Here is a 13,847-nt window from a genome sequence, read left to right on the forward strand (position 1 = left end):
CGCGTTTATTCCGAAAGAACGCGTTATCGTTAACGACCATCGCGAGCAAGCTCGCTCCTACAAGTTAAACCGGTGCTTTCAAATCCACACCCAACGCCTGCGCAAATGCCTTCACCAGCGGACTGCGCACGGTGTTGTGACGAAGGATCAGATTGAACGGCGTGGTGATGTTGATCAGGTCTGGGCGCACCGCTCGAAATTGCCCTTGGGCCACCCACGGCGCGGCGTAATGCTGGGGTAAAAAACCCACGAAACGGCCGGTCTTGATCAGCAATGCCACGGCTTCCACCTGAGTGGCCGAGGCAGAGAATCTATCGTAATGGGCGAAGTTCAGCTTGTCCCGATGGATCGCATAGCGGTGGTTGATGCACGGGTGATCGTTGAGCACCTGGCTGCCCATTTCCGCGTCCGGCATCGAGAACAACGGATGCCCGACGGCGCAATAGACCTCCGAGCGCTCTTCATACAGCGCGTAGTAATCAAACTCTTCCCGTTTCTGATAAACCGGGACAATCCCCGCGATTAAACGCCCCTCCACGACGCCTCTTTCCACTTCATCCAGTTGAGAGGCTTGAAGTTGAAACCTTACTTTCGGTGACTCTTCATTAATCCGTCTAAGCGCCATAACTAACGGCGAATTAATATCGGTAATTGTATTGTCAATAATGCCCACGCCCAAGTCGCCGATCAGTTCGTTTTGGGCGGAACTAAGCCTGTCCCTGAAGTTGTCGACCGACGCAAATAAATCGATGGACGCCTGATACACCAGACGGCCTTCTTCGGTCAGGTGAAAACCTTCCCGGCCTCGGGTGCACAGGCGCATGCCGATACGGATTTCCAGGTCGGAAATCTGTTTGCTGATGGCTGCCAGCCCCACATTCAGCTCGTTCTGCGCCGCACTGAAACCCCCGGCCTCGACCACCGCCTTGAACACCTTGAGCAGTTTGAAGTCCAGACCGCTGAGGGCCAGCGGTGCCCGATGCGCCGTTTTCAGCGGCGGGTTTCCGGAATTGGAAAGTGGGGTTTCCATAATGCTTATTTACCTCTGGCGCGCTATTCAACAACCTGTGTCCAACAACAAAAACATAGCTGGCCAATAATAATGAACACAGAAAACCAAGCTTGGCAACCGCTAATAATTCTCGCACTTCAGTGCCAACTCACTGATTTCGCACTATTAAAAACTGACATTTCGATGTGTAGGAGCTGCCGCAGGCTGCGATCTTTTGATCTTGGTTGATTCCATAAAGATCAAAAGATCGCAGCCTGCGGCAGCTCCTACATGAAATACCGCTTTGGCCTAACCGCGCCCGGATTATTTCCGGCACAGATTTCAAGCCTGGCGCGCCGTTTCCAGTTCGCGTTACCGACGAGGAAAACAACAATGACTCAAACCACCGACCGTCTCTGGGGTGCTCGCTTCAAAAGCGGCCCATCCGAAGCCCTGGCGGCCCTGTCCCGTTGCCCTGAGCGCTACTTTCGCCTCACGCCGTATGACCTCGCCGGCTCCAAGGCGCATGCCCGTGAACTGCAACGTGCCGGGCTGCTAAGCGAGCAAGAAACCCTGACCATGCTCGACGCCCTGGAGCGCATCGGTGCTGACTTCCGCGCCGGCAGTATCGCGCCGACCCTTGACGACGAAGACGTCCACACCTTCATCGAACGCCTGCTGACTGAACGCCTCGGCGCACTCGGCGGCAAACTGCGGGCCGGCCGTTCACGCAACGACCAGACGGCCAACGACCTGCGCCTGTTCTTGCGGGATCACGTTCGCACCCTGGCCGTCGAGGTGCTGGCCCTGCAACAAGCCCTGGTCGATCAGGCCGAGCAACACATCGAAAGTATTTGCCCTGGGTTCACTCACCTGCAGCAAGCCCAGCCAATCGTCTTCGCCCACCACTTGCTGGCTCACGCCCAATCGATGCTGCGTGACGTGCAACGTCTGGTGGACTGGGACGTGCGCACTTCGTTGTCGCCACTCGGTGCGGCGGCCATGGCCGGCTCCGCCATCGCTCGCCTGCCGCAGCAGTCGGCCAAGGAAATGGGTTACAGCGGCGTCTGTGAAAACTCCATCGATGCCGTGGCCAGCCGCGACCATGTCGCCGAATTCCTGTTTATTGCGAGCATGTTGGGGATCAATATTTCCCGTCTCGCCGAAGAATTCTGCCTGTGGTCGTCGCGGCAGTTTCGCTGGGTCGCACTGGACGATGCCTACGCCACCGGCAGCTCGATCATGCCGCAGAAGAAGAACCCGGACATCGCTGAACTGGCCCGGGGCAAGGCGGGTCGCTTGATCGGCAACCTGACCGGTCTGCTCTCCACCCTCAAATCCCTGCCGCTGTCCTACAACCGCGACTTGAGCGAAGACAAAAACGGCGTGCTCGACAGCGTCGACACCTTGCTGTTGGTGCTGCCGGCCATGGCCGGCATGGTGGCGACGATGCAGGTCAATGTCGAAGAACTGCGGCGTCAGGCACCGCTTGGCTTCACCCTCGCCACTGAAGTCGCTGACTGGCTGGCCATGCGCGGCGTGCCGTTCAAGGAAGCCCACGAGATCACCGGGGCGCTGGTGCAAGCCTGCGAGAAACACGACATCGAACTGTGGGAAGCCTCCCCGGCGCTGCTGGCCGAGATCGACCCGCGCCTGACACCCGAAGTGCGTGACAGCCTGACCCTCGAAGCCGCGATCGCTGCTCGCAGCGGTTGGGGCGGCACCGCGCCACACCAGGTGCGCGAGCAGATCGGCCGCTTGAAAACCGCCCTCGCCGCCCAGCAGCAATGGACCGAAAACTATCAGGGCTTTCGCCTCTGAATAAGGCGCAAAACCTGTAGGAGCGAGCTTGCTCGCGATGGAGTGTCAGTCGACATTGATTCAGCTGACACACCATCGCGAGCAAGCTCGCTCCTACAGGGATTGAGTTGGACCTGAAATACCAGAGTACGGAGAAGCAACATGAGCCAGACCCAGGCAGAACGACTCCAGTCGGAGCGAAAACTGGCGGAAAACCAGTTCGACATTACCCAGTACCACCATGTACCTCGGCGCTATTACGGGCGGATTTTCTTCGCCACCGTCATCGTCATCGCCATTCTCGGGCTGGTGCGGGCCTTTGCCGAAGGCAAGATCGAATGGTCGTACATCGGCCAGTTCGTCACGTCGCAAGCCATCATATGGGGGTTGTTCAACACCATCGTCATGGCGGTGCTGGCGATGGTGCTGGGCATTGTGTTCGGGGTCATCACGGCGATCATGCGCATGTCGGCCAACCCGATCCTGCGCTACGTGGCGGTGACCTACACCTGGCTGTTTCGCGGCACGCCGCTGATCCTGCAACTGCTGTTGTGGTTCAACCTGGCACTGATTTTCCCCACCATCGGCATCCCCGGACTGTTCGAAATGGACACCGTGAGCCTGATGACCCCGTTCGTGGCCGCCCTCCTCGGTTTGAGTATCAACCAGGGTGCCTACACCGCCGAAGTGGTACGTGCCGGCCTGCTGTCGGTGGACACCGGTCAGTACGAAGCGGCCAAGTCGATCGGCATGCCGCGCCTGCAAGCGCTGCGCCGAATCATCCTGCCGCAGGCCATGCGGATCATCATTCCACCGGTCGGTAACGAATTCATCGGCATGGTGAAAATGACCTCTCTGGCGAGCGTCATCCAGTATTCGGAACTGCTCTACAACGCCCAGAACATCTACTACGCCAACGCCCGAGTGATGGAGCTGCTGATCGTCGCCGGTATCTGGTACCTGGTCGCCGTCACCGTCCTGTCCTTTGGTCAAAGCCGTCTGGAGCGTCGTTTCGCTCGCGGCGCCGGCAAGCGTTCTTGAGGAGTCCATCATGAGAAGCATCGTCAAGGCCGTGAGCCTGAACAAATATTACGACCAGTACCACGCGCTCAAGGACATCAATATCGAAGTCGAGCAAGGTGAAGTGCTGTGCATCATCGGCCCCTCCGGCTCGGGCAAAAGCACGTTGCTGCGTTGCGTCAATCAGTTGGAAAAAATCGACAAGGGCGGCCTCTGGGTCGACGGCGAACTGGTGGGTTACCGCGTAGTCGGTAACAAACTGCACGAACTCAACGAGTCGCAGATCGCCCGCCAGCGCCTGTCCACCGGCATGGTGTTCCAGCGTTTCAACCTGTTCCCGCACATGACTGTGCTGCAAAACATCATCGAAGGGCCGTGCCAGGTGCTCAAGCGTTCGCCCAAGGAAGCGCACGAAGAAGCCGTGGAATTGCTCGCCCGCGTTGGCCTGGCCGACAAGCGCAACAGCTACCCGATTGAGCTGTCGGGGGGGCAGCAGCAACGCGTTGCCATCGCCCGTGCATTGGCCATGCGCCCCAAGCTGATGCTGTTCGATGAACCCACTTCGGCACTCGACCCGGAACTGGTCGGTGAGGTGCTGTCGGTGATGCGCGATCTGGCGCAAACCGGCATGACCATGATCGTCGTCACCCATGAACTGGGCTTCGCTCGCGAAGTTTCCAACCGCATGGTGTTCATGGACGGCGGGCAGATCGTGGAGGCTGGAAGCCCCGAAGAAATACTAATAAGTCCGCAAAACCCGCGCACCCAAAGCTTCATTTCTGCCGTTCGAACCTAGGTGCCCTTTGGCGCTCACAACACTCATAAGAGAACGACCATGAAGAACTTCGTTATTCCCGCAGTACTCGCAGGCCTGATGGCGTCCAGCGTCAGCTTCGCCGCCGAATTGCCGGCCAGCATCAAGGCCAAGGGCGAGATCGTAGTAGCGATCATGCCGAACTACCCGCCGATGGATTTCAAGGACCCGGCCACCAACACCCTCACCGGCCTTGACTATGACCTGGGCAACGCCCTGGCCGAACGTCTGGGCGTGAAAATCAAATGGCAGGAAACCGGCTTCGAGCAAATGATCAACGCCTTGACCACCGACCGCGTGGACATGGTGCTGTCGGGCATGACCGATACCGTCGAGCGCCAGGCCAGTGTCACCTTCGTCGACTACTTCACCAGCGGCCCGCAGTTCTACACCTTGCAGAAGAACAAGGATTTCAACGAAATCACTGATCTGTGCGGCAAGAAAGTCGGCACCAGCCGACGTACCACGTTCCCGGCGGAAATCGCTGAATACAGCAAGGCCCACTGCGAAGCCGCCGGCAAACCGGCCATCGTGGTGATCGGCACCGAAGGTTCGGCGGATGCGCGTGCGCAATTGCGTCAGAGCCGTATCGATGCGGCGATGCAAGGCAGCGAGACCCTGTCGTACCTGAAGACTCAGGAAAAGGACATGTACAAGACGGTTGGAATGCCGATTTCCGTGCAGTTCACCGGGCTGGGTGTGAGCAAGAAGAAGCCTGAGTTGAGTGACGCGGTGAAAGTTGCGCTGCAGAGCATGGTGGATGACGGCAGCTATCAGGCGATCCTGAAGAAATGGGATTTGGAGTTGGGTGCGATCAAGACGGTGACCGTGAACGCCGGGAAGTAACACCGCAGGCGATGAATGCATCCCTTGTGGGAGCGAGCCTGCTCGCGAAGGGGCCCTGTCAGCCAGCATTAATGTTTAATGACACACCGCTTTCGCGAGCAGGCTCACTCCTACACCAGGTCTCGGTTGATCGCGATTGTGTGGCCGATCGATAAACCAGTGGGAGCGAGCTTGCTCGCGATAGCGGTGTATCAGTCAACAGAGATGTTGAATGTGCCGGCCCCTTCGCGGGCAAGCCCGCTCCCACAGGATTTGGCATTTACTTATAAATTGTTGGAGCACCACGATGTCCTCCTCCCGCCCCACCTGGCCCGACCAGCACAACGCCTGCCTCGCCCTGGCCTTCGACCTCGACGGCCCCACTGGCGATGCCATGCTTAACGGCTCGATCTGGCACAAGCCCGAGTACTTCGGCTTCGGTGGTTATGGCCCCTACCGGGCGCTGCCACGCCTCCTCGATGTACTCGACGAGTACCGAATCCCGACGACGTTTTTCGTCCCGGCCTGGGTCGTCGAAAACTGGCCGAAACAGTGCCAGGCCATTGTCGAGCGTGGGCATGAAGTGGCCTATCACGGCTACAAACACGAATCTTTTTACGCCCTGACGCTGGAACAACAAAAGGACGTGATGAAAAAATCCCGCGAGGTGTTCTGGAAACACCTGAACATCCGCGCCGAAGGTTTCCGCACGCCGTCAGGTGACTGGCGCGCTGAAACCCCGGCCATGTTGGTGGAAGCCGGCGTCACCTATTCCAGCAGCATGCGCGGCGATGACCGTCCGTACCTGGTGAAAGTACCCGGCTTTGATACCCCGCTGGTGGAAATCCCCGGCCGCTGGGAAATGGACGACTACGCCTCACTCGCCTACACCCGCGCGCCGGATTTCCCTTCCGGGCTGGATCGCACCGCCAGCTACGAACTGACCCTGGACAACTGGTGCCGCGAGTACGACGGCGCGATGGATGAAGGCTTGTGCCTGACCACCCTGTTCCACCCCAAGATCACCGGCAAACCGGGGCGCATCCTGTTGCTGGAAAAACTCTTCGAACACATGCGCCAACGCGACGACGTCTGGTTCGCCACCTGCCGCGATGTCGCGCAGTGGTGGCTGAAGGAGCATCACCATGGCTGATTCCCCTGTCTGGCCCAAAGGCTACCGATGCGCCGTGGTACTGACCGTCGATTACAACGACATCCACGGCATTTTGACCCAGGCCCCCGAAGTCGCCGGGCGCGACAAGACCCTGTCGGTCTGGCGCTATGGCACTCGACGCGGTGTCGACCGTTTGCTGGCATTGTTCGCCGAGCTGGGGGTTACCAGCAGTTGGTTTGTTCCAGGCATCGTCGCCGAGGAAAACCCGGAACACCTCCGGGCGATCCAGGCCGCAGGGCATGAGATTGCCTGCGCAGGCTATCGCCATCAGCACTACGACGCGCTGGACCTGGACGCACAACGTGCGGAAATCGCCAAGGGCTGTGACGCCTTGACAGCGTTGAGCGGCCAGCGCCCGACCGGTTTTCGGATCCCGGCCGGCAACGGCGCTCCGGGTTTTATCGAAGCACTCAAGGACCAAGGCATTCGCTGGTCCTCGTCATGGCGTGGTGATGATTTGCCATTCGCGCACCCGACGGCACCCGAAGTGATCGAGCTGCCCTTGCACTATGAACTGGAAGACGAACCCTACTTTGCCTTCAACCTGAGCCCGGCCGTGCCGCCGGCGCAATCGCGGATCGCCTCTTACAGCCACACCTTGGGCAACCTGCAAATGGACTTCGCCGGGTTTCACCGGTTCGGGTTGTGCTACGTGCTGCGGCTGCACCCGGAAATTATTGCCACCCCCGGGAGAATTGGCGTGCTGCGCGAGTTGCTCCAGGGCATTCAGCAACACGATGACGTGTGGATCGCCACCGGCGCTGAAGTGGCTCAGTGGTGGGCGGAATCGGCAGCACCGGTGACCGAGGATCACCCGGCTGCGGTCTATGAACGGCACTATCGGGATTACATCGTATGACGGAGCGCATGCAGCGACTGGCGCAGTTCTGCGTAGACACACGATTTGAAGACTTGCCGGCGGCGCTGGTGGCACAAGCCAAGCGGCACATTCTCGATACCGTTGGCGTGACGCTCGCCGGGGCTGGTAGTGATGTCGCCGAACAGGCGCGGCAGGTCTTCGACAGTGAAACCGGCCATACGCGGGTCTGGGGCACCGAGCTAAAGGTCAGCGCCGCTCAGGCGGCGATGCTCAACGGTGTCGCCGCTCATGCACTGGAGCTGGATGACACCGGTGGTTGTGACCATTCCGGCGCAGTGGTCCTGCCGGCTGTTATGGCCGCCGTGTCGATGCTGACGAAACCGGTCAGCGGTCGCGAGCTGATTACAGCGGTGGTCATCGGGTACGAAGTCGGCCGTCGAGTGCTCGAAGCCTGCGGCGGTTATTCCGCGCATAACGGCGCGGGTTGGCACTCCACCGCGACCTGCGGTGTGTTCGGTGCCGCGGCTGCCAGTGCACGAATTCTGGGCCTGGATAGTGGGCAAACAGTGTCGGCGCTGGGCATTGCCGGCAGCTTCAGCGGAGGGCTATGGGCCTTTATTCATGACGGGTCGCAAAGTAAAAAACTTCACACTGGGCGCGCGGCTGAAGGCGGGTTGCTGGCGGCCCGGTTTGCCCAACGGGGCATTACCGGGCCGAGCCGATTGTTCGATGACGTCTGGGGTGGCTTTTTGAAAACGTTGGCCGGGGTGAATTCACAGCCTGAAGCGCTGGATGCCGACCTGGGCGTGGTGTGGAAGCTCGCCCGCTGCTCGATCAAGCCTTATGCCGCGTGTCGGGGGACTCATTCGGCGATCGACGCGTTGGGTCTGTTACTCGAGCAACTGCGGGTGCGTGCCGATCAGGTCGAGGATGTTCACGTTTTGTTGTGCGGCTTTCTTCTGGACATGTGTGGCGGGCGGGACGTCAGCACCTTGGCGGCGGCGCAGATGAGTCTGCCATATGCCCTGGCCGCGCGGCTGGTCCATGGTCATTGTCGGCTGGAGGCTTATGACGATGAACAACGTAGCGATCCGCGCATCACTCACTGGATGGCGCGCATTCATCTTGAAGTGGATTCGCAACTGTCAGAGGATGGCGAGCCTGTCGTCAGCGTGCGGACCGTGGACGGTCGCCGGGCGAACCTGTGTGTCGATCCGCCACTGGGGGCACCGGGGAATCCGCTGAGTGATGCGGCGCTGGAACAGAAGTTTTTTAGTTTGGCGACGCGGGTAATACCTCGGGAGCAAGCCGGGGAGTTGCTTGAGCAGTTGTGGCGGCTGGAAGCGCTTGATTCGGTTGGTTCGCTGGATCGGTGGCTGAATTGAGACTTGCGTTGCCTGATCGGGCCTCTTCGCGAGCAAGCCCGCTCCCACAGGGGAACGCATTTCAAATGTGGGAGCGGGCTTGCTCGCGAATGGCCGCAACACGGTCCCGCGCCAAACCTACAGAATCTGAATAAGGACATTTGCCCCACCGTGGCCACTTACTCGCTCGTTATCCGCCGATTGATGATCGTTTCCCTGACGATCGTCGTCAGCCGCGCCATCACCAGCCCGTTGCTCACGTTGTTCCTGAGCAACAAGCTCGGCCTCAACCAGCAGGACGTTGGTTTGCTGCTGGGGATCGCGGTATTCATCGCCACCCTGCTCGCCCTCTACGGTGGCTACATCATCGACCGCCTGGAAAAGCGCCGGTTGCTGATCCTGGCGATGCTCTCCAGTGCCATCGGTTTCGTGCTGCTGACCTTTGCGCAAAACCTCTACCTGACCACCGCCACCCTGGTGATCACCGAAACCGCCTCGGCGTTGTTCCTTATCGGTTCGAAAGCGATTCTCAGCGAAAACCTGCCCATGGGTCAGCGCGCCAAGGCGTTTTCCTTGCGCTACACACTGACCAACATTGGTTACGCCACCGGCCCGATGCTCGGCGTGGTCATCGCTGGCGTGTATCCGATTGCGCCGTTCCTGATCGCCGGGGGCATCGCGTTTTTCAGCATTTTCCTGATGATCGGGATCCCCAGGGACTCGGCGCAGACACCGGCAATCGGCCCGCCGCAAAGCTTCCTCAAGACGCTGATCACCCTGAAAAACGATCGCACCCTGATCATGTTCACCGGCGGCTGCCTGCTCAGCACGGTGGTTCATGGCCGTTTCACGTTGTACCTGTCGCAATACCTGTTGGTGACCCACGATTCCAAGCGCGCCCTGGAAACCATGGCCGCCCTGCTCGCCTGCAATGCCATCAGTGTGATCCTGCTGCAATACCAGATCGGTCGCTTTCTCAAGCGTGAACAGCTGCGCTACTGGATTGCCGGCGGCACGAGTCTGTTCATCGTCGGGTTAATTGGTTTCAGTCTGGCCGACAGCCTGCTGAGCTGGTGCGTGGCGATGTTCATCTTCACCCTCGGCGAAATGATCATTTACCCCGCCGAATTTCTCTTCGTTGACACCCTGGCCCCGGAAGAACTGCGCGGCAGCTACTACGGTGCGCAAAACCTCGCGGCCCTCGGCGGCGCCTTGAGCCCGGTGATTTGTGGCTACCTGTTGATGCACACGCCCGCGCCCACCATGTTTTATGCACTGAGTGCCCTGACCGCCATGGGCGGATCCCTGTGTTTCCTGAGTGGCCGTCGAGTGGCGATACAGCAAAAATAGTGCATTGAAAGTGCATTAATATGAATTTGTTATCATCTGCAATGAACGGCACACTGTCGCTGTTCCTCCCCCAATAGTTGGAACAACTTCAAGGGCTTTCTGGGTATTCCAGCTAAGCCCTTTTTTTTCCTCGGTTTTTGTTAACGGATCGGTTTTCATCATGCTTGCTCGCTGGTTACCCGCAGCCATCAACACCCGCCCTACCGAATGGAGCCGCGCCGCCATCGGCATGGCCCTTGGAACGATGCTCAGTGTCTGGGTCTGCGGCCAAGTGTTCGGTATCGAAGTGGCGCAACACTTGATCGGCCCGTTGGGGGCGTCGGCAGTGTTGCTGTTCGCCGTATCTTCCGGCGCGCTCGCCCAACCGTGGTCGATTGTCGGCGGGTATTTGAGCTCCGCGGTGGTGTCGCTGCTCGTGGCCCATGTACTGGGCCGAACGTTGGGTAGCGCCTGCCTGGCGGCCGGCATGGCCTTGTTGCTGATGTGCTGGCTGCGTTGCCTGCATCCACCGGCCGGCGCGTTGGCCCTGACGCTGGTACTGGCAGATCCGGCAACCATTGCCATGGACTGGAACGCCCTCGGCCCAGTGATGGTGGGCGCATCGACCCTGCTGCTCAGCGCCCTGGCGTACAACAACCTGACGGGCATTCGTTACCCTAAACGCGCCAGCGAGCCGGCGGCCGCTGTCCCGGCCGATCATCCACCCATCGACAGCCAGGCCATTACCGCGCAGGACCTGAAACGGGCGTTGGCCGACATGGAGGCCTTCTTTGACGTCACGCCCGAAGACCTTGAACAGTTGATCCATGCGAGCGAGTTGCACGCCAAGCGTCGTAGCATTGGTGAAGTGCTGATCCCCAGACTCTGACAGCAACCATCGCAACCGGCTGTGTGTAGGAGCGAGCTTGCTCGCGATGGTCGTCCAGCCACAGAAAATGTGTCGGATGTTCCATCTTCGCGAGCAAGCTCGCTCCTACACACAGCCGGACCCAGGTTCAGGCCGCTGATTGCTGCTGGGCCGGCACCGCCAGGCTCACCGCACGCACCGATGCGCCGGCACTCAGGCCCAAGGTTTTCGCGGTGTCTGCATCGACGATCAACGTCCCGGCGGCCACCCGCGCCGGTGCCGTGGTAATCCGGCATTCGGCGAATTGGCGATTATGAATCAGGTAAGTCGCCGCCTGGTCACCCGGCGTGCCGATGCTCAGTTGCAGTACCTGGCTGTCGCGCACCGCACGAATATCGCCAGTGGCGCATTCAATCAGCGGGCCGCCGTCGAAGATGTCGATGTAATCCCGGTGTTCGAATCCTTCCGCCTTGAGCATGCCCAGTGCCGGTTCGGTGTTGGGGTGGACTCGTCCGATGGCGGTTCGCGCCGCTTCCGGCAACAGGCAGGTGGGCAGCGGAAACTTGGGCATCAATTCCGCGATGAAGGTCTTGTTGCCCAGGCCCGTGAGGTAATCAGCATCGGCAAAATCCATCTTGAAGAAGTGCCGTCCCAAGCCTTCCCAGAATGGTGAAACCCCCTCTTCATCTGAGTAGCCGCGCATCTCCGCGATCACCTTGTCGCCGAAGAGCTGACGAAATTCCGCCAGGAACAAGAACCGCGCCTTGGACAGCAAACGACCGTTCAGACCGCTGCGGTGATCGGCGTGCAGAAACAACGAGCACAGTTCCGAATGGCCGGTCATGTCGTTGCCGAGGAACAACGTTGGCAGGTGCTGGTTGATTCCGAGGTTTTTCGACGCGGCGACAAACAAGCCCAATCGATAGTTGTACCAGGGCTCGCGAAGACCGACGGCACCGGCCAATGCGCAGATACCTATCGCTTCGTGCTGCTCGTTTTCCAGCACAAACAGGTAATCGGCATCGGCGCGTTCGGCTTCGCCGGCAAAGGTTTTCGCGGCCCATTCCAGACGCTGACGCAAGCGCGACGCGTCGGCCGGCAAGGTGGTCAAACCAGTACCGGCGCTATGGGCCAGGGCCAACAATGCCGGCAGGTCGGCCGGTGTGGCGGGACGGACGATCATCGTGTTTGCTCCTGGGTAGCCTGTTGTTTGGGTAGAAAAACCTCGGCCAACATGCAGCGTGCGCTGCCACCACCGATGCGCTCGATGGTGTCGATGTTCACCGGCAACGGCGTCGTGTGGGCTTCGATCAAGCGACGCTGCCCGGCATCCAGCGATTGCCACGCCGTGCGCGACATCACCAACACCGGCTCCCCTGCCGAGTTGTGGACTTCCAGCATGTTGCCGGCGAAGGACTCCAGTTGCGCCCAGTCCAGCGCGATCACTTGCTTGCCGCTACTCTCCAACCGTGAGTGCAAGGCCTGGCGCTCGTCGGCTTGAGCGACCGACGCCAGACAGACCACGGCCAGCCGCGTGCCGACGCTCATCATCACGTTGGTGTGGTAAATCGCTACGCCCTGGCGGTCCACGGCGTTGAATGCACAGAGCTCATATCCAAAATGTTCGACCACTTGATCCAGCGCGCGGGCGTGGGTGCGGGTGGAATAGCCGGCGTAGCAAATCCGCTGCTGACGATCCAGCACCATGCTGCCAGTGCCTTCGAGAAACACTTCGTGCTGTTCAAGGCTGGACAGGTCCAGCAACTGTTCGATTCGAAATTCTTTGCGCAGCCAGTCGAGTGCGCCTTTGTCCCGCTCCAGGCGCCGGTTGTGGCCTTGCATCGGGTACAGCACCAAGGTGCCGTCCGGATGGCTGCTCCACCAGTTATTGGGGAAAATCGAGTCCGGGGTATGCGGTGCTTCGAGGTCGTTATGCACCAGCACTTCAACACCATGCCTGCGCAGCGCGTCGACGTAGCCATCGAACTCTTGCAAGGCCTTGAGCTGCACGTCTTCGGACGCGGCCGCCGGGCGCTGAAAACGGTTGTTCGCCGCCGTGTCCTGATTGAAGGAGAAACGTGTCGGGCGAATCATCAAAACAGTATTGGTGGTTTGCATGGGCACAGATTCAATGAGGGTTGAGAGATGCTCATTGTCTGTTTCGGGGGCGGGAAAACCCGGTTGATGAGGGGGTTGATGATGATGAAAACGGCTGAAGATAATGGGTGCCACAGCCGATTCGGCGAGGAGCGAAAATCAAAAGATCGCAGCCTTCGGCAGCTCCTACAGGATCGGGTTTTCACGCGGTCAATGTAGGAGCTGCCGAAGGCTGCGATCTTTTGATATTGATCTTTACGTCTATTCCATCGTGGTCTTGACGATCGCCAGTTCAGGATGGCTCACCAACTTGTCGATGTGCAATTCCGGGTCGTCAAACCACACTTCGGTCAGCACCCGATAATGCTCCATGTCCCGGCAACGCATGCGCAGGCTGTAGTCGAACGCACCGCTGATCAAGCGGCATTCCAGCACTTGCGGGCAGGCGCGAACCTTGGCTTCGAAAGCCTTTTGCGCCGCCCGCCCACTCTGGTTCGACAGCGCCACCAACACCAGCAAAGACAAGCCCGGCGTCAGTTTCTTCTCATCGAGAATGGCACCGTATCCACGGATAACCCCGAGCTGTTCGAGCTTGCGCACCCGTTCCAGGCAGGGCCTTGGCGTCAAGTGCACGCGCTCGGAGAGCTTTTGATAAGTGATGCGCCCATCGTGGCGCAGCACTTCGATGATTGCCTGATCGATACGATCAAGCACGATCGACAGATCGCGGATATCCGCCATGTAC

13 protein-coding genes are annotated in these 13,847 nt (G+C 59.7%); 9 read left to right on the forward strand and 4 right to left on the reverse strand.

The genetic code is table 11. The features are described from left to right. Positions 1 to 64: 64 nt before the first annotated feature. Positions 65 to 1,030, reverse strand: a complete 966-nt coding sequence (locus JFU37_RS17135) for a LysR family transcriptional regulator (RefSeq protein WP_201116625.1) — start codon at positions 1,028 to 1,030, stop codon at positions 65 to 67. Positions 1,031 to 1,384: 354 nt separating this feature from the next. Here JFU37_RS17135 and argH point away from each other — a divergent pair, with 354 nt between their 5' ends. The 9 genes from argH (at position 1,385) to JFU37_RS17180 (ending at position 11,026) form a co-directional block, all read left to right on the forward strand. Continuing rightward, on the forward strand, positions 1,385 to 2,812 hold the full coding sequence (gene argH, locus JFU37_RS17140) for an argininosuccinate lyase (protein ID WP_201116627.1): 1,428 nt from the start codon (positions 1,385 to 1,387) through the stop codon (positions 2,810 to 2,812). 141 nt (positions 2,813 to 2,953) lie between these two features. Further along, positions 2,954 to 3,832: an amino acid ABC transporter permease gene (locus JFU37_RS17145; RefSeq protein WP_201116629.1), complete on the forward strand. Its 879-nt coding sequence runs from the start codon at positions 2,954 to 2,956 to the stop codon at positions 3,830 to 3,832. Positions 3,833 to 3,842: 10 nt separating this feature from the next. Continuing rightward, positions 3,843 to 4,607, forward strand: a complete 765-nt coding sequence (locus JFU37_RS17150; RefSeq protein ID WP_027923054.1) for an amino acid ABC transporter ATP-binding protein — start codon at positions 3,843 to 3,845, stop codon at positions 4,605 to 4,607. Positions 4,608 to 4,646: 39 nt separating this feature from the next. Beyond that, a complete protein-coding gene (locus JFU37_RS17155) occupies positions 4,647 to 5,471 on the forward strand; it encodes an ABC transporter substrate-binding protein (RefSeq protein ID WP_201116631.1) in 825 nt (274 codons plus the stop codon). Positions 5,472 to 5,757: 286 nt separating this feature from the next. Further along, positions 5,758 to 6,603: a polysaccharide deacetylase family protein gene (locus tag JFU37_RS17160; RefSeq protein WP_201116633.1), complete on the forward strand. Its 846-nt coding sequence runs from the start codon at positions 5,758 to 5,760 to the stop codon at positions 6,601 to 6,603. Continuing rightward, entirely contained in the window at positions 6,596 to 7,483 is an 888-nt protein-coding gene (locus JFU37_RS17165) for a polysaccharide deacetylase family protein (RefSeq protein WP_201116635.1), read from the forward strand. The genes JFU37_RS17160 and JFU37_RS17165 overlap by 8 nt, the downstream gene beginning before the upstream one ends. Further along, the gene (locus JFU37_RS17170; protein ID WP_201116637.1) at positions 7,480 to 8,829 is read left to right on the forward strand and encodes an MmgE/PrpD family protein; all 1,350 of its coding nucleotides are present in this window, start codon (positions 7,480 to 7,482) and stop codon (positions 8,827 to 8,829) included. Before JFU37_RS17165 ends, JFU37_RS17170 begins: the two co-directional genes overlap by 4 nt. Positions 8,830 to 8,979: 150 nt before the next feature. Further along, positions 8,980 to 10,158: an MFS transporter gene (locus JFU37_RS17175; protein WP_201116639.1), complete on the forward strand. Its 1,179-nt coding sequence runs from the start codon at positions 8,980 to 8,982 to the stop codon at positions 10,156 to 10,158. Between the two features lie 160 nt (positions 10,159 to 10,318). Beyond that, positions 10,319 to 11,026 carry an HPP family protein gene (locus tag JFU37_RS17180; protein WP_201116641.1) on the forward strand — a complete coding sequence of 236 codons (708 nt, stop codon included), beginning with the start codon at positions 10,319 to 10,321 and terminating at the stop codon, positions 11,024 to 11,026. Positions 11,027 to 11,153: 127 nt separating this feature from the next. Here the strand turns inward: JFU37_RS17180 and astA are convergent, their stop codons facing one another. From astA to JFU37_RS17195, 3 genes are all read right to left on the reverse strand, one after another. Next, the gene (gene astA, locus JFU37_RS17185) at positions 11,154 to 12,188 is read right to left on the reverse strand and encodes an arginine N-succinyltransferase (protein WP_201116643.1); all 1,035 of its coding nucleotides are present in this window, start codon (positions 12,186 to 12,188) and stop codon (positions 11,154 to 11,156) included. After that, positions 12,185 to 13,123, reverse strand: coding sequence for a citrulline utilization hydrolase CtlX (ctlX, locus tag JFU37_RS17190; RefSeq protein ID WP_201116645.1), 939 nt, complete (start codon positions 13,121 to 13,123; stop codon positions 12,185 to 12,187). The genes astA and ctlX overlap by 4 nt, the downstream gene beginning before the upstream one ends. A 240-nt stretch (positions 13,124 to 13,363) precedes the next feature. After that, a complete protein-coding gene (locus JFU37_RS17195) occupies positions 13,364 to 13,843 on the reverse strand; it encodes an Lrp/AsnC family transcriptional regulator (protein ID WP_201116647.1) in 480 nt (159 codons plus the stop codon). Positions 13,844 to 13,847: the final 4 nt, after the last annotated feature.

It is taken from the genome of Pseudomonas sp. TH41 (genome assembly GCF_016650695.1).
Taxonomy (GTDB): Bacteria; Pseudomonadota; Gammaproteobacteria; order Pseudomonadales; family Pseudomonadaceae; genus Aquipseudomonas.